This is a genomic window from Aeromonas lacus, assembly GCF_000764665.1.
Taxonomy (GTDB): Bacteria; Pseudomonadota; Gammaproteobacteria; order Enterobacterales; family Aeromonadaceae; genus Aeromonas; species Aeromonas lacus.
This window is the reverse complement of the sequence record NZ_JRGM01000141.1, coordinates 25,587-45,849: the sequence shown is the minus strand read 5'-3', so window position 1 is coordinate 45,849 and position 20,263 is coordinate 25,587. Positions and strand designations below refer to the sequence as shown.

General features: G+C 60.0%; 24 protein-coding genes. 12 read left to right on the top strand and 12 right to left on the bottom strand.

From position 1 onward, the window contains the following. Position 1: 1 nt before the first annotated feature. The 3 genes from LG31_RS0114090 to LG31_RS0114080 are packed head-to-tail and all read right to left on the bottom strand — an operon-like array spanning position 2 to position 3,226. Positions 2 to 745, bottom strand: coding sequence for a DsbA family protein (locus LG31_RS0114090; protein WP_033115091.1), 744 nt, complete (start codon positions 743 to 745; stop codon positions 2 to 4). A gap of 9 nt (positions 746 to 754) precedes the next feature. Next, on the bottom strand, positions 755 to 2,797 hold the full coding sequence (locus tag LG31_RS0114085; protein WP_033115090.1) for a protein-disulfide reductase DsbD family protein: 2,043 nt from the start codon (positions 2,795 to 2,797) through the stop codon (positions 755 to 757). A 51-nt stretch (positions 2,798 to 2,848) separates the two neighbouring features. Further along, positions 2,849 to 3,226, bottom strand: a complete 378-nt coding sequence (locus LG31_RS0114080) for a hypothetical protein (protein WP_033115100.1) — start codon at positions 3,224 to 3,226, stop codon at positions 2,849 to 2,851. Positions 3,227 to 3,412: 186 nt separating this feature from the next. Between LG31_RS0114080 and LG31_RS0114075 the strand changes: the two genes are divergently transcribed. The 4 genes from LG31_RS0114075 to pspG all read left to right on the top strand — a co-directional run bounded on the left by LG31_RS0114075 (position 3,413) and on the right by pspG (position 5,487). Continuing rightward, positions 3,413 to 4,141 carry a 1-acylglycerol-3-phosphate O-acyltransferase gene (locus tag LG31_RS0114075; RefSeq protein WP_033115089.1) on the top strand — a complete coding sequence of 243 codons (729 nt, stop codon included), beginning with the start codon at positions 3,413 to 3,415 and terminating at the stop codon, positions 4,139 to 4,141. A gap of 210 nt (positions 4,142 to 4,351) precedes the next feature. Continuing rightward, positions 4,352 to 5,014, top strand: a complete 663-nt coding sequence (gene pspA / locus LG31_RS0114065; protein ID WP_033115087.1) for a phage shock protein PspA — start codon at positions 4,352 to 4,354, stop codon at positions 5,012 to 5,014. A gap of 2 nt (positions 5,015 to 5,016) precedes the next feature. After that, entirely contained in the window at positions 5,017 to 5,223 is a 207-nt protein-coding gene (locus LG31_RS0114060) for a PspC domain-containing protein (protein WP_033115086.1), read from the top strand. Between the two features lie 45 nt (positions 5,224 to 5,268). Next, entirely contained in the window at positions 5,269 to 5,487 is a 219-nt protein-coding gene (gene pspG / locus LG31_RS0114055) for an envelope stress response protein PspG (RefSeq protein WP_033115085.1), read from the top strand. An 84-nt stretch (positions 5,488 to 5,571) separates the two neighbouring features. Here the strand turns inward: pspG and LG31_RS0114050 are convergent, their stop codons facing one another. After that, entirely contained in the window at positions 5,572 to 5,919 is a 348-nt protein-coding gene (locus LG31_RS0114050) for a GIY-YIG nuclease family protein (RefSeq protein WP_033115084.1), read from the bottom strand. 44 nt (positions 5,920 to 5,963) lie between these two features. On the opposite strand from LG31_RS0114050, the gene LG31_RS0114045 reads away from it, so the two are divergent. Continuing rightward, complete coding sequence (locus LG31_RS0114045) at positions 5,964 to 6,704, top strand: substrate-binding periplasmic protein (RefSeq protein ID WP_033115083.1); 741 nt, start codon at positions 5,964 to 5,966, stop codon at positions 6,702 to 6,704. Here the strand turns inward: LG31_RS0114045 and rarD are convergent. After that, a complete protein-coding gene (gene rarD / locus LG31_RS0114040) occupies positions 6,686 to 7,576 on the bottom strand; it encodes an EamA family transporter RarD (RefSeq protein ID WP_033115082.1) in 891 nt (296 codons plus the stop codon). The genes LG31_RS0114045 and rarD overlap by 19 nt on opposite strands. Positions 7,577 to 7,678: 102 nt before the next feature. Here rarD and LG31_RS0114035 point away from each other — a divergent pair, with 102 nt between their 5' ends. Then, positions 7,679 to 8,266 carry a uracil-DNA glycosylase family protein gene (locus LG31_RS0114035; RefSeq protein ID WP_033115081.1) on the top strand — a complete coding sequence of 196 codons (588 nt, stop codon included), beginning with the start codon at positions 7,679 to 7,681 and terminating at the stop codon, positions 8,264 to 8,266. 3 nt (positions 8,267 to 8,269) lie between these two features. Here LG31_RS0114035 and LG31_RS0114030 read toward each other — a convergent pair whose 3' ends face one another. Then, positions 8,270 to 9,127 carry a DMT family transporter gene (locus tag LG31_RS0114030; protein WP_033115080.1) on the bottom strand — a complete coding sequence of 286 codons (858 nt, stop codon included), beginning with the start codon at positions 9,125 to 9,127 and terminating at the stop codon, positions 8,270 to 8,272. A 91-nt stretch (positions 9,128 to 9,218) separates the two neighbouring features. On the opposite strand from LG31_RS0114030, the gene LG31_RS0114025 reads away from it, so the two are divergent. Further along, the gene (locus LG31_RS0114025) at positions 9,219 to 10,109 is read left to right on the top strand and encodes a LysR substrate-binding domain-containing protein (protein ID WP_033115079.1); all 891 of its coding nucleotides are present in this window, start codon (positions 9,219 to 9,221) and stop codon (positions 10,107 to 10,109) included. Between the two features lie 7 nt (positions 10,110 to 10,116). Here LG31_RS0114025 and znuB read toward each other — a convergent pair whose 3' ends face one another. After that, positions 10,117 to 10,896: a zinc ABC transporter permease subunit ZnuB gene (gene znuB / locus LG31_RS0114020; RefSeq protein ID WP_033115078.1), complete on the bottom strand. Its 780-nt coding sequence runs from the start codon at positions 10,894 to 10,896 to the stop codon at positions 10,117 to 10,119. Between the two features lie 21 nt (positions 10,897 to 10,917). Further along, entirely contained in the window at positions 10,918 to 11,694 is a 777-nt protein-coding gene (gene znuC, locus LG31_RS0114015; protein WP_033115077.1) for a zinc ABC transporter ATP-binding protein ZnuC, read from the bottom strand. Between the two features lie 96 nt (positions 11,695 to 11,790). Here znuC and znuA point away from each other — a divergent pair, with 96 nt between their 5' ends. Both znuA and LG31_RS0114005 read left to right on the top strand, forming a co-directional pair. Further along, a complete protein-coding gene (gene znuA / locus LG31_RS0114010; RefSeq protein WP_033115076.1) occupies positions 11,791 to 12,711 on the top strand; it encodes a zinc ABC transporter substrate-binding protein ZnuA in 921 nt (306 codons plus the stop codon). A gap of 76 nt (positions 12,712 to 12,787) precedes the next feature. Continuing rightward, complete coding sequence (locus LG31_RS0114005; protein WP_033115075.1) at positions 12,788 to 13,462, top strand: transglutaminase-like cysteine peptidase; 675 nt, start codon at positions 12,788 to 12,790, stop codon at positions 13,460 to 13,462. Here LG31_RS0114005 and LG31_RS0114000 read toward each other — a convergent pair. Further along, complete coding sequence (locus LG31_RS0114000; protein WP_033115074.1) at positions 13,457 to 14,398, bottom strand: TAXI family TRAP transporter solute-binding subunit; 942 nt, start codon at positions 14,396 to 14,398, stop codon at positions 13,457 to 13,459. The two genes, LG31_RS0114005 and LG31_RS0114000, sit on opposite strands and share 6 nt — an antisense overlap. Next, positions 14,395 to 15,690 (bottom strand): LapD/MoxY N-terminal periplasmic domain-containing protein, encoded by a 1,296-nt coding sequence (locus tag LG31_RS0113995; protein ID WP_033115073.1) that lies wholly within the window; start codon positions 15,688 to 15,690, stop codon positions 14,395 to 14,397. The genes LG31_RS0114000 and LG31_RS0113995 overlap by 4 nt, the downstream gene beginning before the upstream one ends. 259 nt (positions 15,691 to 15,949) lie before the next feature. Here LG31_RS0113995 and mepM point away from each other — a divergent pair, with 259 nt between their 5' ends. Then, positions 15,950 to 17,287, top strand: a complete 1,338-nt coding sequence (gene mepM / locus LG31_RS0113990; protein WP_033115072.1) for a murein DD-endopeptidase MepM — start codon at positions 15,950 to 15,952, stop codon at positions 17,285 to 17,287. Between the two features lie 73 nt (positions 17,288 to 17,360). Here mepM and LG31_RS0113985 read toward each other — a convergent pair whose 3' ends face one another. Beyond that, a complete protein-coding gene (locus LG31_RS0113985; protein ID WP_033115071.1) occupies positions 17,361 to 18,305 on the bottom strand; it encodes a D-2-hydroxyacid dehydrogenase in 945 nt (314 codons plus the stop codon). A 162-nt stretch (positions 18,306 to 18,467) separates the two neighbouring features. On the opposite strand from LG31_RS0113985, the gene LG31_RS0113980 reads away from it, so the two are divergent. Further along, a complete protein-coding gene (locus LG31_RS0113980; protein WP_033115070.1) occupies positions 18,468 to 19,049 on the top strand; it encodes a YjaG family protein in 582 nt (193 codons plus the stop codon). 46 nt (positions 19,050 to 19,095) lie between these two features. Here the strand turns inward: LG31_RS0113980 and LG31_RS0113975 are convergent, their stop codons facing one another. Beyond that, on the bottom strand, positions 19,096 to 19,575 hold the full coding sequence (locus LG31_RS0113975) for a MarR family winged helix-turn-helix transcriptional regulator (protein WP_033115099.1): 480 nt from the start codon (positions 19,573 to 19,575) through the stop codon (positions 19,096 to 19,098). 158 nt (positions 19,576 to 19,733) lie between these two features. On the opposite strand from LG31_RS0113975, the gene LG31_RS0113970 reads away from it, so the two are divergent. Beyond that, the gene (locus LG31_RS0113970; RefSeq protein WP_033115069.1) at positions 19,734 to 20,261 is read left to right on the top strand and encodes a hypothetical protein; all 528 of its coding nucleotides are present in this window, start codon (positions 19,734 to 19,736) and stop codon (positions 20,259 to 20,261) included. The last annotated feature ends 2 nt before the right edge of the window (positions 20,262 to 20,263 follow it).

Genomic DNA, 20,263 nt, shown 5'->3' with positions numbered 1-20,263 from the left:
CTTACCCCAGCTTGGCCAGTTCTGTCTTAACCAGCTGCTCCAGCTCCTCATAGGGGATGGCGCCCGGCACCAGCTGGTTACCGATCAGGGTCGCCGGTGTGCCCTGCACCCCCAGAATGGTGCCGATGCGCAGGCTGTTGCGCAGCTCTTCGGTCGCCTTGGGCGCGGGCTTGAGCGCCACGTTGCCGGTGGCGGCCAGCGCCTTGTTGATATCCGCCTCGGTCAGCATCCCCTGCTTGCTCATCAGCTTGTCATGCAGGGCGAGGAAGCGGGCCGGATCCTGCTGCCACAGGGTCAGGCTGTATTGGGCTGCCTTGGCAGAGGTCTGCCCCTTGAACGGCAGCAGCTTGATCACCAGCCCCAGATCGTCCGGATAGGCCTTGAGCAGCTTGGTCAGCTGGGGATCGAACTGCTTGCAGTAGGGGCAGTTGTAGTCGGTGAACAGTACCAGCGTCAGCTTGGGGTTTCTGGCGCCGAGGCGCGGGCTGGTGGGGCTGTTGAACAGTACATCCTTGTTGCCCTTGATGAAGTTGCCAAGCTGCGCCTGCTGGGCCGCCGCGTTCTGCTTCTCCCAGGATTCAGCTGCCTCGTCGAGGATCTTGGGGTTGGCGATCAGGGTCTCGCGGATCAGCTCTTTGATGCGGGCCTCCTGCTCAGGGGTGAAGGGGGCGGCGTGCAGGGCCGGAGCCAGCAGGGCTGCGGAAAGGGAGGCCAGCAGGGTCAGGGCGCTCAGAGTCGGTTTCATGGTTACTCCTTAAAATCGGGTGGTGCCAGCCTGAAGCAGGCCAGCCTTGTGCAATGTGGTCAGCAGATCGTCCTTGTCGAGCAGGGGTGACAGCGTGACCCCCTGCGGCAACTCCGGGCCGTAAATCTGGTTGAAGGGAACCGCAGCCGCGCCCCGCTTACGCAGGAAGGCGGCGATGGTGTCGCTTGGTTTGCTCCAGTCGCCGCGCAGGGCCACCACATCGGGGGTCGAGAGGGCGGTTTGCACCTCATCGCGCAGCAACACGTTGTATTTGTTGGCCTTGCAGGTAACGCACCAGTCGGCGGTGACATCGATAAAGACCCGTTTGTTCTGGGCAAGTGCATCGGTGATGGCGCGTTCAGAGAGGGGCTGCCAGACCACCCGGTCGACGTTGCCCGACCCCTGCGCTGTGAAGGCGCCCCCCAGCAGCAGGGCAGCGCCGACAAGCGTCGAGAGGGAGAGGGCCAGCGTGAAGCCGCGCATGCCATAACGCCAGACGATGCCAATCAGCAGTGCCAGCAGCATGGCTGTCATCAGCCAATAAACCTGCATGTTGCCCAGATGGTTGCCAAGCAGGCTCGCCAGCCAGAGGCTGGAGCCCAGCATCATCAGGCCGAGCAGGATGCGCAGGCGCCCCATCCAGCGACCCGGCTTGGGCAGCCAGAGGGCGAGCCGCGGCAGAGCCGCCACCAGCAGCCAGGGAAGACTCATGCCAATCCCCAAAGCTGTGAAGATAAGCCAGAGCTGGCCAAGGGGCGCCGCCAGCGCAAAGGCCACTGCAGTGCCGAGGAAGGGGGCCGAGCAGGGGGTCGCCAGCAGAGTGGCGAAACTTCCCTGCAGAAAGTGGCCGCCGAGGCCATTGCCGCCGCTGGTGGCGAGGCGGGTGTTGAGGTTGCTCGGCAGACGGATTTCGAACAGCCCCAGCAGGTTAGCGCAAAACAGCAGGGTGACAAGCACCATAAAGCCGATAAAACCGGCGCTCTGGAACTGGATGCCCCAGCCGACGGCCCCTTGCGTGGCGCGCAGCAGACTGCTCATGGCCGCCAGCACCCAGAAGGAGGCGATGATCCCGGCGCTGGCGGCAAGGAACTGCTTGCGCACCGTTCCCTGTTCACGCTGTTGATGTTGCAGCACAGATCCCAGCTTGAGCGCCAGCACCGGCAGCACGCAGGGCATCAGGTTGAGGATAAGGCCGCCGAGCAGCGCCGCCCCCAGCAACCAGAACAGCGAATGGCTTTGGTTGGGCAGCGCGATCGGCGCGCCGATCGTCCCCTTGCCCTGCCACGCCTGTTCGCCACTGGTGAGCAGCAGGCCGAGGGATTGGCCGCGCAGATCCGGCGCATCCCCCTGCCAGCCGTCGCTCACCGGCACCCGGGCAATCAGGGTGTTGCCCTCGACCTCAAGCGCCGGTTTGCCAAACTCGGCGCCTTCCAGCGCATCGATAAAGAGGGCAGGCGATTGCCAGCCCTCTGCCCGCTCGGCGCGCAGTTGCAGCTGGTTGTGCTGATAACCAAGCTCGACCCGGGTCTCTGCGGTTAGCGGCTGGGGCAGGGTACTCATCGCCTTCGCCCAGGCAAAGTCGAAGTTGGCCGGGGTGGCGCCATCCACCGCGAGGGTGAAGGGGAAATCGGTCAGGATGCAGACGTTGCTGCAGGTGGAGAGGCGCAAGGTGCCCTTGAGCGATTGCCCGGCGGGATAGTTGAGGCTCAGGGGGAAGCGCACTTCCCCCTGATAACCCTGAGTGCTGAGCCCAGCCACCTCGAAGTGGTGCGGAGCGGGCCAGCGCCACTGGAAGTCACCAACCGGTTCATCCCACAGGATCTGGGGGGCAATGCCCCCTTCGCCCGGGCTGTGCCAGTAGGTCTTCCAGCCGGACTCGAGGGCTACGTCGAGCAGGATGCGGGTGTGGTCAGGGGCGCTGCGGTCGGCTTGCAGCCTGACCTTGGCGTGATCGTTCTGGGGGCTGGTGAGCCAGCCCGTATCGCTGGCCAATCCCGTGGATTGCCACAGCAGGCAGGCCATCAGCAGGGCTGCCTTGAAAAAGTTTGTCATCTGTCTGGTCTCGCAAAAAAATGAGTAACGGCGAATGGAAAAAGGCCGGAATCATTCCCGCCAGACACAGAGCGTGAGGTGAAGTCGCCGCTCGGGTGGTGAGATAACCCTTGGCGGTGGTAAGGGAGGGGTATAGCGCCAGAGCGGTGCCAGCAGGGCAATCAGCAGGGCGACGGCAAAGAAGAGTTGTTCGACGCAGAGCAGGGTGGCGGCGCTCAGCCATTTGCCATTGAGCTGGCAGCTGGTGGGCTGCGGGCTGACAGGCTTGCCGTCGTTCTGCTCATCATCGATGCTCTGAACGGGCAGGGCCTGACAGGTGAGGGCATGATCGAGCAGTGCCAGCCTGGCCAGCGGCTGGGCCGCGCAATTGAGCACCAGCAGGCAGACCAGCAGCAGGAGTCGTTTCGCCACGCGTTGTTGGTGAATCATGCTCGCCCCGTTCATCAAGATGGTCACATCCTAACGGCCAATGGCGGGTGGGGCAAGTTGCCGGCCGTTTTATGAGCGCTGAGGCGGGCGACAGCATGGCGCCGTGTGGTCGGTTCTGTTTGGCGAACGCTTGTTCGCTAAAAGGGGGATCAGTATACTGCGCCGAGTTAAAATTCGAGGTGTTCGATGCTCAAAATTGCCCGTGTGCTGCTGCTTGGTCTGCTGCTCATCTTCTGGTTCCTGTTCGGCCTGCTGCTCTGTCTGGTTCGTCCGCGCCACCCCAACAACGTCTATGTCTTTGCCCGCATGTATCACGCGGTCTGCCCGCTGATCGGGGTCCGGGTCAAGGTGACGGTGGCCGACGAGGTGAAATCGGTCGGGCCTGCGGTCTATGTCTGCAACCACCAGAGCAACTACGACATCTTCACCGTGACCGGTGCGGTGCAGCCCGGCGTGGTCGCAGTCGGCAAGAAGAGCCTGCTGTGGCTGCCTTTCTTCGGCCTCATCTTCTGGCTCTCCGGCAACGTGTTGATCGACCGCTCCAACCGCTCCCGTGCTATCGGCACCATTGGTCAGGTGGTGGAGCGCATCAAGGCGCGCGGCACCTCTATCTGGATGTTCCCGGAAGGCACCCGCTCGCAGGGGCGTGGTCTGCTGCCGTTCAAGGCGGGCGCTTTCCATACCGCCGTGCAGGCTGAAGTGCCGGTAGTGCCTATCGTCTGCTCCAGCTACTTCGGCCAGATCGATCTCAACCGCTGGGATAACGGCGAGGTGCTGCTGGAGGTGATGGCTCCGGTCTGCAGCAAGGAGCACGGTGCCGCCGGCATTCGCGAGCTATCCGAGGTGTGCCGCGCCCGGATGGAGGCCAAGCTGGCCGAGCTGGATGGCAAGCTGGGTCGCCATCACGCAGCCTGAACGCCATCATAACTGCATTGAAAAGGGAGCCACGGGCTCCCTTTTTTGTTGGTAAAAATCACCACATTGTTGGCTATTTTCACCAATAAACCCTTCTTGAATTTCCTCTTTAAATCCCTATCCATCTGTAAAAAAACAATAATTTTTCTTGGCACGGCTCTTGTAATGCAATGGGAAGAGATAGCCATCCCATCCACAAGGAGCCAGACCATGAGCGTGTTCAGCCGCCTGACCGACGTAATCAATGCCAACCTGCACAGCCTGCTCGACAAGAGTGAAGAGCCCGAGAAGATGCTGCGCCTGATGATCGAGGAGATGGAGCAGGTGCAGGTCGATATGCGCACCCAGGCCGCTCGCGTCATCGCCGAGCAAAAACAGCTGGAGCGCCATCAGCAGGCGTTGCAGGTGCAGATCCTGGAGTGGTCGGCCAAGGCCGAGCTTGCCATCCAGAAGGGGCGCGAGGATCTTGCCCGCGCCGCGCTGACCGAGAAGCTGGCCGAGGCCAGGAAACTCGAGCAACTGGAGCAGGACAAGGCCCGGGTTGCCGAGGTGCTGGCCCAGCTCACCGCCGACAGCGAACGGCTGGCTGCCAAGCTGACCGAGGCGCGGGAGAAACAAAAAATGCTGACCCTGCGCGAGCAGACCGCCCACAGCCGCATTCGTGCCCGTGCTCAGGTGGACAACCAGCGCATGCATGAGCTGATGGCCCGCTTTGACGGTTTTCAGGGCCGGGTCGATCAGCTGGAAGCCCAGTTGGAGGCTGCCACGCTGGGGCAGAATCCCTCGTTGGAAGCCCAGTTCCGCGAGCTGGAGCTCAATGACGAGATCGAGCGCGAGCTGGCCCGTCTCAAGGGTCAGACGGTGGAGGCATAACCATGACTCCCTGGCCCAAGGATCTTGTCCATCGCAAGTTGACCGGCGTTTGCGCCGGCATTGCCAAGCGGCTGGGGATCTCCAGAGTGACGGTGCGAGTGGTGGCCCTGCTCGCCCTGATCCTGGTGCCGCCGCTGGCACTGGCTGCCTATCTGCTGGCGGTGCTGGTGATGCCGCCCCGTTATGAATTGAAACGCTGGCTGGATTGACCGCAAGGCAGCCCGGCGGCACAGAGTGCCCGTAAGGAGCAAGTTATGCTGGAATTTTTCATATTGCTGGGAGTGTTGCTGGTGATGGCGCTGACCGGTTTTACCCTGGTGGCCATGCTGCTGGTGAGTGGCCTGTTTGTGCTGCTGGGGCTGCTGAGCGGCATGCTTGCCCTGATCATCAAGCTGGCCCCTTGGTTGCTGCTGGTGCTGGCCGTCTGCTGGCTTATCAGCCACCGCAGCAGGCGTACCAATACCTATCTGTAATTGTTGCAAGTTGTGTCGTTATCCCTGAACTCCCTTTTCCCGGCCACCCGTGAGGTGGCCTTTTTTATGGCCCGGCTTTGCCTTTTATAGTTCGGTTTTGCCGGGAGCGAGCCATCGCAGACTCCACGGCAACCAGAGAGCGGGGCTGGTGATGAGCTGCTCCTTGAACGCCTTGGGCTGCTGCTTGAGGCGATATTCGAGGCGCAGGGCCGCCCCCTTCTCGCCTACCTCCTGCTGCCACACCAGTGTCAGCGGCCCCTTGCCGCGCAGGGCGCGAGAGCCCTTGCCGCTCTGGTGCTGGCGCAGGCGGCGCTCCGGCGCCGTGCTGATCCCGGTATAGAGCAGGCCGGCTGCGGTACGCACCATATAGATTGACCAGCAGGAGGATTCGGGGGGCAGTGGCGCGGGTGTGGTTGTCGCGGGTTCTCTCATTCAAATTCTCTGTGCCAAACTCAAAGGCAGCTCAAGGAGGTGCGATGAGAGTCTGGTTCTGGTTCTGGTTGTGGTTGCTGTTGTCGGTTCCGGCTCTGGGGGAGACGATCCGTCTCTATGATTACCATCAGAATCCCCCTTTCAATACCGGGGTGAATGCCGGCTTGAGCAGCGAGCTGGTGAAGTATCTCAATGAAAGGCTGGGAGGTGAACCCAGGATCGAGCTCTGGCTGGTCAATCGCGCCAGACTGGCGCTGGAGATGTCGGATCCTGCCTTCAATGGCCTGGTCGCCTGGGTCAACCCGGCCTGGGTCGGGGATCCCCAGCGCGAGCTCTACCTCTGGACTTTCCCTATCATGCGCGACACCAACGAGCTCATCTCCAGCCGCCAGCATCCGGTTACCTATCGTGGCCCTGACTCCCTCAAGGGGATGGTGTTTGGCGGGGTGGAGGGGTATCGCTATCTGGGGATCGATGATGCTGCTGCCCGGGGCGAACTGGAGCGCCACGATGCCAAGAAGGTGAAGACCAATCTCGATCTGCTGGTACGCGGCCGCATCGATGTGACCCTGGTGCCCGGTTCGGCCCTCGCATTTTTCACCCACGTCCCGGACTATGAGGGCAAGCTGTTTGTCTCGCCCTTTGCCCAGTCCAGCTATACCCGCCACATTCTGGTGCCCAAGTCCCGCGCCGAACTTCATGCCCGGCTCAACGACATTGCCGAGCAGATGGATCGGGATCCCGCCTGGCACCGGATTCTGGAGTCCTACCGCGGTGCGCCCTGAGGCTGACGCTTGAAGCGGTGCAGCGGCACCAGACTTACCAGCAAGCCCGCCCAGACGAAGGCGAAGCCGACCGTTTTGATGGGATCCGGCGTTTCACCAAACCAGTAGATGGCGAGCAGGAAAGCGAGGCTGGGCTCGATATATTGCAGCAGCCCCACCGTGCTCATCCGAGTTATCGCCACTGCATAGCAGAAGAGCCCGACTGGCAGCAGGGTGGCGGGCGCACTGCCCATCAGCAGCAGTTTGTCGGCCAGATCTCCGTTCACGAATGCCCCTTCCCCGTGCCACGCCAGCGTGCCGATGATGATCAGCGCGACGGGCAGTTGCACCATGGCTTCCAGATAGAGGCTGGAGCCGGTGTCGTAGTGGATCTTCTTCTTGATAAGGCCATAGCAGGCGAAGTTGGCCCCCATGATGAGGGAGAACCAGGGGAGCTGGCCGTAGCAGAAGAGCATGTAGGCGAGACCCGCCAGCGCCAGGGCGACCGCCAGATGCTTTTGCGGGGTGAGTCGCTCTTTGAGGAAGATAACGGCGAATACGATATTGAACAGCGGGGTCATAAAGAAGGCGAGGCTGGTGGTCAGCACTTGCCCGGTAGTGAGGCACCAGGTGAACATGCACCAGCTGATCGACATGACCGGGCCGGCCAGCAGAATGAGGCCCAGCTGGCGCGGCTCGCTGCGCAGCCGTGCCCAGGGAACCTTGTGGCCAAGCAGCAGAAACAGGCCGCCAAGCAGGATAACCGACCAGAGCACTCGGTGGGAGATGAGCTCCCACATGTTGACCTCGGGCATGAACTGATAATAGAGCGGCAGCATCCCCCAGAGGATGAAGGAGAGGGTCGCCGTGCCCGTGCCTAGCCAGTTTTTCATCTCTACCTGTTTATTAAATTAAACATCTATCGGTGAATAATAAATAGAGGCCACCCCTTTCACAAGCGAGATCTGGTGGAAAACTCTGTTACTATCGCGCTCATGAGTCGACTGGATAGCCTGTTTGAAGAGATCCGTGCCTGCCGTCTGTGCGAGGCACATCTACCGCTGGGGCCGCGTCCGGTGATCCGCGGGGCCGAGAGTGCCCGCCTGCTGATCATCGGTCAGGCGCCTGGCACTCGCGTGCATGCCAGCGGTATCCCGTGGGATGACCTCTCTGGCGATCGCTTGCGCCACTGGCTCGGGGTCGATAAACCCACCTTCTACGACGAATCACGCATTGCGATTATGCCGATGGGGCTCTGTTATCCCGGCAAGGGCAAGTCGGGCGACCTGCCGCCCAGACCCGAGTGCGCGCCTGCCTGGCACGACAAGGTGCTGATGCTGCTGCCCAATATCGAGTTGACCCTGCTAATCGGCCAGTATGCGCAAGCCTATTACCTGCGGGGGGCGGCCAAGGGATCGCTGACCGAGACGGTGCGCAGCTGGGCTGACTATAGCCCCGGCTGGCTGCCGCTGCCGCATCCCTCCCCGCGCAACACCCTCTGGCTCAGGAAGAATCCCTGGTTCGAGCAGGAGGTCATCCCTCATCTGCAGCAAAGGGTCGCCCCTTTGCTGAAACGACCCTAAGTATTAGAGCGCTGGCTCGGCCAGCGGCTTTGGCTTGCTGCGCGCCATGGCGATAAGCGGCAGGACGATGCAGATACAGCCCAGCAGCAGCGGCAGACCCGGCTGCTCGTCAAACAGCCATACCCCGATGGCGACGGCCATCAGTAGTCCGGTATATTCCGCCGAGGCGATCTTGCTCGCTTCCGCCTTGCGATAGGCCACCACGCACAATCCCGCATAGACCATGATCAGCGCCGAGGAGCCAAAGGCGGGCCACCACATCTGCCACTGCCAGTCGCCCCCTTCCCACCAGGCCAGCGCGAGAATGAAGGGCATGCTCAGCACGTTGGTGAAAAATAGGGTCTGGGCGATGGGCTGCTTGAGCGGGATGCGCTTGATCAACAGATTGTTGAGCGCCATCGACAGCGCCACTCCGAGCGCCGCCAGTGCGGCCCAGTTCACTTCGGTCGGGCGCAGCACGATCAGTACCCCGATAAACCCGATGACTGCGGTCAGCACCTTCTGGCGCGAGATCGCCTCTCCTGCCATCCACACTGCCAGCGGCACCATCATCAGGGGCGCGGCATAGAAGAGGGCGTTGGCAGTGGCGAGCGGCAAGCGGGTGAGGGCGACCACCATCAGGCAGACACCGACCGCCCAGATATGGGCCCGCAGCAGGTGCCACTTGATGGCCACCGGCGGGTTGCGGCGCCATGACCAGAGCAGCCAGGGCATCAGCAGGAGGGCTGCAGAAACCTGGCGGAAAAAGACAAACTGGAAGATGGGCTGATCCGGCTCCAGTACCTTGACCAGCGCATCGGAAAAAACCGCCACCATATTGCCCAGCACCAGATAAATGATGCCGATCCCCACTGCATTCATACCACCTCCCACTTCAGATGAGGGGAGGGTAGCGTGCCGGTTGATATCCAGTAAAATGATAAAAAATGACCATCCATGAGATATTTAGATAATGAAGCTTCCCCCCCTGCGTGCGGTGCAATATTTCGAGGTGGTGGCCCGGCTGCTCAGCTTCTCTCGCGCCGCTCTTGAACTGAACGTCAGCCAGAGTGCGGTCAGCCACCAGATCCGCCTGCTGGAGGATTTTCTGGGGGAGCGGTTGCTGCTGCGTCAGGGGCGGCTGCTCTCGTTGACGACGCAGGGCGAGAGCTATTTCGAGGGGATTGCTGCCGGGCTCGGCCAGATTGCCCAGAGCAGCGAGCAGCTGCGCGGGGGCGGCGAGATGCGGTTGCGCCTCGCGGTTTACAGCTCGTTTGCGGTGAAGTGGTTGATCCCGCGGTTGGCCGGATTGCGCCAGCTCTATCCCGAGCTGGATTTGAGTCTGGAGATGGTGGCGGAAGATCCAGAGCTCTCCGATCGGGTGGCGGACTGTTTTATCACAGTCTCACCCCACGGGCGGGGCTACTGCCACGACCTTATCTATCAGGAGCGGCTCTTTCCGGTCTGCAGCCGCCGTTTGTTGCAGCAGGTGGAGGGGGAGTGGCCGGACGCCATCTGGCAACTGCCGCTGCTCTCGGTACAGTCCATCTACAAGGCGCGGGGGGAGGATTGGCAGCGCTGGGCCAAGGCGGGTGGCTTGGTGATCCCTGACGAGGCGCGGATGCACCACTTTAGCCATGTGCTGCTGGCGATGGAGGCGGCGGCCTGGGATCAGGGGGTGGCATTCGTGAATGATTACATGCTGCGGCCCGATGATCCCCAGCTGGTGGCCTTGCCGGTTCACCAGCTGGAGACGGGGGATGCCTTCTACTTTACCTGCAAGCGCTCGCGGGCCCATGAGCCCGCCATCAGCCGGTTGCGCCAGTGGCTGATGATGGAGACACGCCAGAGCATGCCTCTCTAGCGCGGCATCAAGCCTTCTTGAACTGGCTCAGGACAAACAGGCTGGTGGCGCAGACAACCACCGAGGGTCCGGCCGGGGTGTCCTGATACCAGGATAGGGTCAATCCACCCAGCACGGCGAGGCAGCCGATCAGCGCGGCAAAGCCGGCCATCTGCTCCGGCGTCTGGCTGAAACGGCGGGCGGTAGCGGCGGGGATGATCAGCAAGGAGGTGATGATCAGCGCCCCGACAAACTTCATTGCTACGGCGATCACCAACCCAATCAGCAGCATCAGCACGCAGCGCAGCACATCGACCCGGATCCCCTCTACCCGCGCCAGCTCTTCCGAGATGGTCATGGAGAGCAGGGGATCCCACAACCGCCACAGGGTGAGCAGTACCAGCGCGCCACCGCCGTAGATCCAGAGCAGATCCATCGGTTGTACCGAGAGCAGATCGCCAAACAGGTAGGCCATCAGATCTACCCGCACGTTATCCATAAAACTCAAGGTAACCAGACCGAGGGACAGGGCGCTGTGGGCCAGAATCCCGAGCAGGGTATCGGTTGCCACCTGCTGGTTGCGGCTCATGATCACCAGCAGCATCGCCATGGCAAGGCAGCAGACCACTACCGCTAGGGTGAGGTCCACCTGCAGCAGGATGCCAAGCGCGATGCCGAACAGACAGGCGTGGGAGAGGGTATCGCCAAAATAGGCCATCTTGCGCCATACCACGAAGCTGCCGAGAGGGCCGGCCAGCAGGGCGATGCCGAGACCGGCCGCGAGGGCGTATAACAGAAAGCTGTCCACTTGAATGTCCTGTTGCTTGGGCTATTTGCTGTGAGCGTTGTTGCGAGAAGGCAGGCGGATGATGGGGGCCTGCGGTTCATGATGATGGTGTTCGCCGTCGCAGTGGTGATGGTGGGTATAGACCGCCAGCACCTCCTGCTCCGGTCGCCCGAACAGGCGGGCAAATTCGGGATGGCGAGCCACGCTTTCCGGTTCACCATGGCAGCATACATGGCGATTGAGGCAGATCACCTCGTGGGTGCTGGCCATCACCAGATGCAGGTCGTGGGATACCATCAGCACGGCGCAATTGAATTCGGCGGCGAGCTGGCCAATGAGGGCGTAAAGCTCGATCTGGCCGTTGATATCCACCCCCTGCACCGGCTCGTCCAGCACCAGTAGTTCGGGTTTAACCAGCAGAGCGCGCGCCAGCAGTACCCGCTGCATCTCGCCACCGGAGAGTTTTTGCATCCGGTTCTCCAGCAATCCCTCTGCACCAACCCGAACCAGCGCTTCCTCGATGGAAAGGCGGCTGTTCTTGCCCAGCTGCAGAAAGCGGCGCACGGTGAGCGGAAGGGTGGGATCCAGATAGAGGCGCTGGGGTACATAGCCGACTCTCAGATCGTGGCTGCGGATGATCTGGCCGGAATCCGGGGTGAGCAGACCCAATACCAGTTTGCTCAGGGTGCTCTTGCCCGCCCCGTTGGGGCCGACTAGCGTGGTGATTTTGCCTTTATTGAGGGTAAAGGAGACCTTGTCGAGCACTGAGCGTCCATCGAACGAAAGACAGACCTCTTTCAGCTCTACCAGTTGGGTCATGACAGCTCCGGGGTTTACAGCCAGTGAGAGTTATAATATAACAAAAAATAGAAGCTGTTATATTATCACAAAATCACCCGCTGACGAGATTCACCAATGAGAATTATTGCTTTTTTCACTGCCCTGCTGGCGGTGAGTTTGCCTGTTCGTGCCGTGGAGGTGCTGACCACCATCAAGCCCCTCGGCTTTATTGCCGCGGCGATCACTGACGGGGTGAGCGAGCCCAAGGTATTGCTGCCGACCGGCGCTTCTCCCCACGACTTTTCCCTGCGTCCCTCCGATATTCGCAGCATCAACGGTGCTGGTCTGGTGGTGTGGGTCGGCCCCGAGCTGGAAGGTTTTATGGCCAAACCGCTGGCCAACCATCCCCATGCTCTAACCCTGACCCAGGTGCCGGGTATGCCGCTGTTCAACTACGCGACCAAGGATAGCCATGATGGCCATCAACACGATGACCATGCGGCTAATGAACATGGCGATGAAGGGCATGAAGGTCATCATCATGAAGGGATCGACCCCCATATCTGGCTTGGCCCGACGCAGGCCAAGGTGATTGCCAAGGCGATCGCAAGCGAAGTGGGCAAGCTGGATCCGGCCAATCAGGCTCGCTATGACGCCAACCTCGCGGCATTTGATGCCAAGGTAGATGCCAAGGACAAGGTGATTGCCGGCCAGATGAAGGCGGTGAACCAGAAGGGGTACTTTGTCTTCCACGAGGCGTATGGCTACTGGGAGCGCCACTACGGCATGAGTTCCAAGGGCCACTTTACCGTCAGTCCGGAGCGCCGGCCGGGAGCAAAAACACTGGTCGAGATCCGCAAGGCGCTGGAGGAGAAGCAGGCAAGCTGCATCTATGCCGAGCCGCAATTCTCGCCAGCGGTGATCGAGTCGGTTGCCCGCAATACCGGTGCCAGAGTGCTGCTGCTGGATGAGGTGGGTGAGCAGGTTCCGCTCGGTCCGGATGGTTATCCCCAGTTCATGGATCAGCTGGCCAGCGCCTTTGCCCAGTGCCGTTGATGCAGGGACTCGAAGAGTCAGCTCTCTGTTGGCTGGGACTATACTGACCTCCAGCATCTGACATGGAGTGTCCGGTATGAAATGGCTGTTAATCCCCACCTGCATGCTAGCACTCGGTTGTGCCGGCGTGCAGGCTTCCCGCCTGTCTGAATATATCGCCAGCCCCGAGCTGCGGGAGAAGTTGCAGGAAGTCTACGGCGGGCGTGCCATTCAGCGCGCCGAGGCGTTTTCCCGCCTGCTGACGCCCAGAGCTGGTACTACGGATCAGCAGAAGATCGAGCTGGTAAATCACTACTTCAATAACTTGACCTACAGCGATGATCCCAGACTGTGGGGGGCCGAGGATTATTGGGCCAATCCGCTGGAGTTTATCGGCGCACGCGGTGGCGACTGCGAGGATTACAGCATCTCCAAGTACTACACCCTGATGGAGCTGGGGGTGCCGGAAAAGAAACTGAGGCTGGCTTACGTCAAGGCGGTGCGTTACAACCAGTTCCACATGGTGACGCTCTATTTCGCTACCCCAAAATCTGATCCGCTGGTACTCGACAACATCAACAGCCGCATTCTGCCCGGCAGCCAGCGTACAGACCTTATCCCTGTCTACAGCTTCGATGCCAAGAGCATCTGGATCATGAAGTCTCGCCGTGAGGGAACACTGGCAGGCAGTGCCGACAGGCTGGCGCAGTGGACGTCGATGAAGACCCGGTTTTCCAGCGAGCAGCTGCGTTCCCCCCGCCGCCAGTTATAATTTTCCGGCGGCTTTCAACTCGGCAAAATAACGTGCTGCGCCCGGATGCTGCTCAATGCTCAGCACCGGGCCGGTTTTGTTGCGTGCCTGATGGAACATGTTGGCGTAGCCATAAGTCTGCTCGTTGAACTTGGTCTGCTGTGCCAGCATGGCGCGAGTCAGGTTATAGACCTCTTCTTCCGGAGTGGTTGCATTGGTCACCAGAGTGGCTGCGATGGCAAAGGTGGGGGTGGCTTTCAGATTGCCCGGATAGATGCGCGCGGGCACCTGGCTGCGCTGGTAATACCTGACTCCCTTGATCAGCTGGTCACGCAGAGCGCCATCGACCGGCAGAAATCGGATGGCACACCGCTTGGCGGTATCGAGCACGATCCTGTTGGGATGTCCCATTACCAGTCCATAGGCATCGATCTGTTTGCTGCAGAGCGCCTCGGCTGCATTGGCCATGCTTTTCAGGTCGAGATCCTGCCCCTTGGCGCCCAGCAAGTTGAAAAGGGCCAGTGCGGTCTGGCGGGTACCGGAGCCTTTCAGCCCCATATCGATGGGGGCGAGCTTGAGCTGTTCCAGTGACGTGATGTCGCCGTCGGCCCGGATCACTATGGTAAAGGGTTCGGCGTGGGTCGCGAACAGCGCGCGCAGGCCAGTTTGTGCGGCGTTGGCGAAAGGGCTGCTGCCCTGACGGGCCTGATAGAGCCAGTCAGACTGCACCATGGCGTAGCGGCTTTCACCGCTCCGCAGCCGCTGCAGGTTTTCCATCGAACCGGAGGTTGCCTGCAGCGCACAGCTGATCTGTGGGTCTGTCTTGTGTGCCAGCCGGCAGAATTCGCTGGTGACCTGATAGTAGATCCCCTGTTCACTGCCTGTTGCTATGGTGGCTGGTGCGGCCATTGCTCCGGCTTGGCCGAACAGCATCAGCAAGATAGTCAGCTTTTTCATGATTGTGCCTCCCTGGCATAACCATCAACTCCCCAGGTGCGCAACTTGTCGATGTCGCTGCCAGTGCCCGCCTCGGCCAACAGGGTGTAACCAGCCGCATGCATGGTTTGCGAGAGGAGATGCCAGTAGAGCGGCTCCTCGCTCAGCTGGCAGCAGACAAAGACAGGATTGAGGGGATCGAGTTGATTGAAGGTCTCCGTATTGAGCGGAATAGCGCTAAACGCCAGCTCGACCCCCTGCTCCTGCAAGCGGGTCAATATCGACTCACCCTCAGCCGGGAAAGCGGTGACATCCCAGCGCCAGTCGAGTGTCTTGCCTCTTCCCTGGGTCAGCTGCAGGGCTATGGCTTGCCATTGCGGGTGGTGGAGCAGGGAGAGTGGTAGCGAGATACCTTCAACATGGTGCTGCAACCACTGTTCCAGAACCGCTTGAATGGTCGTCAGTTCGCTGTTGGCGGTGAGTGCCGGGTATGGCAGGAAGCGTTGGTAGAGGGCGATCTCGCCCTGTGTCGAGACGAAGGTCTGCAGGTAACCGCCACGGGTGTCGGTCAGCCCTTGCAAGGGCTGCGCTGCGGATGAGCGCAGTTGCTTGCCCATCTGAGTGATTTTTAGGCGTTGCTGGAGCAGATCCCGCTTGCGCTCGGAGACCAGCTGATTGATGGAGAGCACCACCTCTTTGAGATCCTGCAGCCAGGGGGTAGGGAGGGCGCTGTTGAACTGGTGCTTGCGGACCCGGATCAACTGCTGGTTGATCTGTTCCAGCGGCCTTAGCAGCCGTTGGCTGACCAGGGAGATCACCAGAGTAAAGACAACCAGTCCACCCAGCAGTGCCAGTCCAATACGACTGATGGCATTCCACAGGTGCTGGTAGGCGTAGCCGCTGTGACCTTCCAGTGTCAGGGTACCGAGCATGCGCCAACCGTCGGTCAGTTCTTGCTCAATCTTGACCGGTGGCATGCCGATAACCGAGGGAAGCCAGCCTGGCACGTTTTGCTGGGTAGCCTGGAAAACCTTCTGGAACAGCAGTTGTCCGTCCGGGTCGACCAACCTGACCGAGCTGACGAAGCCGCCATCGAACATGGCATTGACGATGGTTTCGGCCAGCACCTTGTCATCGTTGAGTAAAGTGCCTTGCAGCACCAGACCCAGAGCGGTGACGGCAGTCTCCAGATTAGCGGACATCTGGTCGATGATGGATTGGCGGACTGTGGTGATTTCCAGCACAAACAGCAGGATGGCACCGATAAGAAACAGGATGAGGATTATCCTGCTCAATAGTTTTGATAACGTCATCCCCACTCCATGGAAAAGTTATTGCAACATTTGCGGTTTTTATTCTGGCTCGATGGCGAGCCGGTTCTTAAAAATAGGAAAAAATGGTTAAAAAAGACGATCATTTCTGCCCATCCGGGCAGGTTATGCATAAAATGTGAAGTTCATGCAGATTGCGATGAACTATTTGTATCGTTTTTTGTCAAACAGACAGTTTTATGCGGATTTGGTACTACCACATCGCAACTCACACTCTTCAGATATAAAGACAGGATAGCGGATGAAACGTCTCCGTCCCTTGGTAGCACAGGCTGCCAATTGGGAACCACCGGTTCCCCGCAAACACTTTTACGCAATGGTGATGCTGACGGCGATGACCCTGTCAGCAGTGGCATTGCTGCCGGCCCCGGGCGACATTCTGGAGCGGCCCCTGCGTTTGGAGTTGCCGATTGATACCGCTGGTACGGCAACCAACGAAAACAACACCGACTTTAACGACATCCCCGATCACGAACTGGTTGATCCCGCCACGCCGGACGATGATATTCCGGTCGATACCGCGCCGCAGTGGCAGGATTACCGGGTGCGCAATGGTGAGAATCTGACCGCCATCTTCAACAATCTGGGGCTCTCGACCACCACCCTCTACAAGGTGCTGGATGCGGACAACAAGAACTATCTGGCGCGGCTCAAACCGGGTCAGACCATCGAGCTGCTGATCGATCAGGACAACATCCTGCAACAGCTCAAGATCCGCCTGAACATCAAGCAGACGCTGGTGATGGCGCGTACCGACGACACCTATACCGCCTCGATGATCAACGAGAAGGTGGATTGGCAGCCGCAGCGTTACGATGGCGTGATTAATGGCAGCTTCTATGTCAGCGCCCGCAATGCCGGTATTCCGGCCAACCATATCCAGAAGATTGCCAACCTGTTCCAGTGGCGAATGAACTTTGCCCAGGACCTGAAAAAGGGTGACAAATTCAAGGTGCTGGTACGCCAGGAGACCGTCGAGGGCAAGAGCACCGGCAACAGCCAGCTGCTGGGTGTGGAAGTGACCAGCCAGGGCCAGACGGTATCGGCCTGGCTCTCCGATGACGGCAACTATTACGACGGTCAGGGCAACAGTCTGGAGCGTGGCTTCCGTCGCTATCCGACCCACAGCCGCTACCGGATCAGCTCCAACTTCAACCCGGCGCGTAAACATCCGGTAACCGGAATGGTGCGTCCTCACGAGGGTACCGACTTTGCAGTGCCGGTCGGTACTCCGGTGCTGGCGACCGGTGACGGTGTCGTCCAGAAGGCAACCAGCCACCCGCTGGCAGGTACCTATATCGTCATCAAGCATGGTCGCACCCTGTCGACCCGTTATCTGCACCTGAGCAAGCTGCTGGTCAAACCGGGTCAGCGGGTCAAGATGGGCGACAAGATCGGCCTCTCCGGCAACACAGGTCGCTCGACCGGTGCTCACCTCCACTATGAGCTGCGCATCAACAACCGCCCGGTCAACGCCATGACTGCCAAGCTGCCGATGGCCGAACCGCTCAGCGGCAAGGAGCGTCGTCAGTTCCTGGCCAAGGTGAAGGGCTACCGCAAGGAGCTGGCCGCAGGTTGATACCTGTAGTCACAGCCTGAAATGAAAAGGCCCCGCCAGATTGGCGGGGCCTTTTTGCATGCGAAATCAGGAGTTAGTAGCCCTTGTCGAAGTCTATTTTGCCATCGAGGGGCTGGCCGTCGATGAAGCGGATATAGTTGCGCACGAAGATCTGGGCCACATCCTCGGGGAAGCTGTAGGCGCTGTTGTGAGGGGTAACGATGAGGTTGGGTTGCCCCCACAACGGGCTGTCGGCGGGCAGTGGCTCCTGTTCGAACACATCCAGCACCGCCATTGCCAGCTTGCCGGTTCGCAGTGCTGTGAGCAGATCGCCGGAGTGAACGGCATTGCCGCGTCCCACGTTGAACAGGATGGCGCCCGGTTTGCAGAACTCGAAGCGGGCGGCATTGAAGAGGTGGCGTGTATCGCGGGTCGCCGGCAGCACGCTGACGATGACATCGGCCTGCGCCAGGATCTTGTTGAGCGCCGGCAGCTGGTAAACCTGATCAAAGCTGGCTCGCTCCCGGCCACTGCGGCTGATGCCAAGCACCTTCATGCCAAAGTGCTTGCCGGTCTGGGCGATATGCTGGCCAATGCTGCCGGTGCCAAGGATCAGCATGGTTTTCCCCTTGAGTCCCTGATAGGGGTGGCTCTGCCAGAGGCGCTGCCTCTGCTGTTCCCGATAGAGAGGAATTTGTCGCATCAGGCTGAGCAGATGGCCAAAGACATATTCGCTCATCAGCGGGCCAAAGATGCCGCGCACGTTGGTAAGCTGGTAGTCGCGCCGGCTGTCCGGGTCGAGCAGTACGTCCACTCCGGCATAGGTAGACTGGAACCATTTGAGTTTTCCCGCCTTGGGGAGGAGCGGTTTGGCACGGGCCGGTTCTGCCATCAGAATATGGGCTTCGCCGATCAGCTTCTCGGCATCGCTCTGGTTATCGGCCCGCAGAATGCGCAGATGGGGGAGATTGGCGGCCTTGAGCAGACGCTCGTAGTGAGCATTATCCTGGCTGAGCAAAAGAAGGGTACGTTGGCTCATACTCTTGTTCCTTATCAGAATTTGCGGCGCGACAAGATGCCGCTCTCGTCCCATCTTACCCGAGTTGCCAGCGCAACATAGCCGACCAGGGCGCTTTTTCGTTTTCGCCGCGCCCCTCGTGGGCTACAATCTGCCCCACATTTTGCAGAGGATCCGACTCCAGTGTTTGGTGACAAGTTTTATAAGCGACTGGCCGAGCTACAGCCTTGGCAACAGACCGTCTACACCCTGGCGCTGGCAGAGCGCATGTACCCCAACTATGCCCTGTTCAGTCAGGCCTCCGGCTTTGGCAATGCAGACGCCTTCCGGCATGCGCTGGATCAGATGTGGAACTACCTGACCGTCAAGGGTTCCCGGGTCAATCTGGGTGCCATTCTCGAAGAGTTCGAAGCCCATATTCCGGATCCCCGCAAGTTTGAATCCTACGGTGCCTATCCGGCACTGGATGCCTGCGTGGCGCTGGGCTGTGCCTACAACTCGGTGATCTGCCGGGTCGGCGAAGAAGCCAACGATGCCAGTCATGCCTCCGTCGGTACCGTTGCCGGTTTTATCGAGATGATGGAAGAGCGGGATCTGACCGAAGAGGAGCTCTACGAGCACGAATACATGGAAGCCGAGCTGGAGTTTCAGGTCGAGCTGCTCAAGCGGGTTGCCCATGAGCGCGACAGCGACCGCATTCTGGCCATCAAGGCCTTTGCCGCTCAGGATGGCGTCTCCAACATCGGGATCAGCCTGGAAGAGTAATCGCTGGCGCCCATCACTAAAAAAGCTCCCGTTTCGGGAGCTTTTTTTATGCCTGCTCGGCGGTCAGGGGGCGGACGCTCAACACCGGGGCGGCATCGATTCCATCGGCATTCATCATGGCGGAGATACGCTGCAGGGAAGAGAGCAGCAGGGTTTGCTCCCAGGTTTCAAGAGATTGAAAACGCTGGATAAAGCTCTCTTGTAGTGGCGTCGGCGCCTCGGCCAGCAGGGCGCGTCCGGCATCGGTCAGAGTCGCGTGTACCTTGCGCTTGTCGGTCTCGCTGCGAACGCGCTGCACCAGCTGGCGGCTCTCGAGGCGATCCATGATGGTGGTGGCGGTGGCCTGACTCATGTTGGTGTGGTCGGCTAGCTGGCGCATGGAGATCTGGCCCAGCTCATCAATTCCTTTGAGCAGCAAGAGTTGTGGCGAGGTGAGACCCGCCTCCTTGATCAAGCGCTTGGAGTGCATGTCGATGGCACGAATGATCTGGCGCAGCGCTACCAGCACTTCATCATGTTTTTCCATGGTTTCGGAGTAGGAAGTCGGGTTGAAAGGGGGGAAATTCTGCTCCCGGCAGATAAAAAGGTCAATATAGTTATTGCTCAAATGGTTTATGTTCAAATTAATTTTGTGTTAGTTTAGCCCCTCTTTGCGCTGTTTAACCTGACAAGAGAGGAGTAAACATGACCAATGAACTGGATATCAAGACCCTGGCCAGCGGCCTGAAAGTCGTGCGAGTTCGCTATGAACTGCCTGATACATCAGCCTTTGTCCGCTATCAGCCCGCCTACGATGAAGACCCGAACAACCTCAAGGTTCACCACTACGATGGCGAACTGCCGCTCTCCTGTAGCGAGACAGGTACTTTCAACCTAAAGGAGTTGGTAAACGAATTGCGCTACGCCTATGTGCTGGTGCACCTCTTTCCTGACGAAAGCGCCATGAACTTCTATCTGACCGGCCTCGATACCGGTCTGGCTCAGCTGGAGTTCATCGGCGGCTCCTACGACTTCAATCGCCTCTGGATCACCAGCGGTGTCTCCAATCTGGGGGTGCCCATGGCCATCTTCCTCGGCAAGCGCCATGCAGTGAACGGTCAGCCTTCGGTCACTCTGGTGGATCACCGTGAACAAGCGGCCGGCAAGCTGGTCTATCGCGCCATCGGTGGCGCCGGTGATCACGTGGGCGAAGAGTTTTTCAACAACGACTAAGG

Excerpts from the sequence above, each read along its gene's own strand:
- znuA (WP_033115076.1), top strand. The coding sequence starts at position 11,791 with ATGAGAATTATTGCTTTTTTCACTGCCCTGCTGGCGGTGAGTTTGCCT.
- LG31_RS0114025 (WP_033115079.1), top strand. The coding sequence starts at position 9,219 with ATGAAGCTTCCCCCCCTGCGTGCGGTGCAATATTTCGAGGTGGTGGCC.
- LG31_RS0113975 (WP_033115099.1), bottom strand. The coding sequence starts at position 19,575 with ATGGAAAAACATGATGAAGTGCTGGTAGCGCTGCGCCAGATCATTCGT.
- LG31_RS0114000 (WP_033115074.1), bottom strand. The coding sequence starts at position 14,398 with ATGAAAAAGCTGACTATCTTGCTGATGCTGTTCGGCCAAGCCGGAGCA.
- rarD (WP_033115082.1), bottom strand. The coding sequence starts at position 7,576 with ATGAAAAACTGGCTAGGCACGGGCACGGCGACCCTCTCCTTCATCCTC.
- LG31_RS0114080 (WP_033115100.1), bottom strand. The coding sequence starts at position 3,226 with ATGATTCACCAACAACGCGTGGCGAAACGACTCCTGCTGCTGGTCTGC.
- LG31_RS0113970 (WP_033115069.1), top strand. The coding sequence starts at position 19,734 with ATGACCAATGAACTGGATATCAAGACCCTGGCCAGCGGCCTGAAAGTC.
- LG31_RS0114060 (WP_033115086.1), top strand. The coding sequence starts at position 5,017 with ATGACTCCCTGGCCCAAGGATCTTGTCCATCGCAAGTTGACCGGCGTT.
- LG31_RS0114085 (WP_033115090.1), bottom strand. The coding sequence starts at position 2,797 with ATGACAAACTTTTTCAAGGCAGCCCTGCTGATGGCCTGCCTGCTGTGG.
- LG31_RS0114005 (WP_033115075.1), top strand. The coding sequence starts at position 12,788 with ATGAAATGGCTGTTAATCCCCACCTGCATGCTAGCACTCGGTTGTGCC.
- LG31_RS0114045 (WP_033115083.1), top strand. The coding sequence starts at position 5,964 with ATGAGAGTCTGGTTCTGGTTCTGGTTGTGGTTGCTGTTGTCGGTTCCG.
- LG31_RS0113985 (WP_033115071.1), bottom strand. The coding sequence starts at position 18,305 with ATGAGCCAACGTACCCTTCTTTTGCTCAGCCAGGATAATGCTCACTAC.
- LG31_RS0114075 (WP_033115089.1), top strand. The coding sequence starts at position 3,413 with ATGCTCAAAATTGCCCGTGTGCTGCTGCTTGGTCTGCTGCTCATCTTC.
- LG31_RS0114030 (WP_033115080.1), bottom strand. The coding sequence starts at position 9,127 with ATGAATGCAGTGGGGATCGGCATCATTTATCTGGTGCTGGGCAATATG.
- LG31_RS0114090 (WP_033115091.1), bottom strand. The coding sequence starts at position 745 with ATGAAACCGACTCTGAGCGCCCTGACCCTGCTGGCCTCCCTTTCCGCA.
- pspA (WP_033115087.1), top strand. The coding sequence starts at position 4,352 with ATGAGCGTGTTCAGCCGCCTGACCGACGTAATCAATGCCAACCTGCAC.
- LG31_RS0114050 (WP_033115084.1), bottom strand. The coding sequence starts at position 5,919 with ATGAGAGAACCCGCGACAACCACACCCGCGCCACTGCCCCCCGAATCC.
- LG31_RS0113995 (WP_033115073.1), bottom strand. The coding sequence starts at position 15,690 with ATGACGTTATCAAAACTATTGAGCAGGATAATCCTCATCCTGTTTCTT.
- LG31_RS0114035 (WP_033115081.1), top strand. The coding sequence starts at position 7,679 with ATGAGTCGACTGGATAGCCTGTTTGAAGAGATCCGTGCCTGCCGTCTG.
- znuC (WP_033115077.1), bottom strand. The coding sequence starts at position 11,694 with ATGACCCAACTGGTAGAGCTGAAAGAGGTCTGTCTTTCGTTCGATGGA.
- pspG (WP_033115085.1), top strand. The coding sequence starts at position 5,269 with ATGCTGGAATTTTTCATATTGCTGGGAGTGTTGCTGGTGATGGCGCTG.
- mepM (WP_033115072.1), top strand. The coding sequence starts at position 15,950 with ATGAAACGTCTCCGTCCCTTGGTAGCACAGGCTGCCAATTGGGAACCA.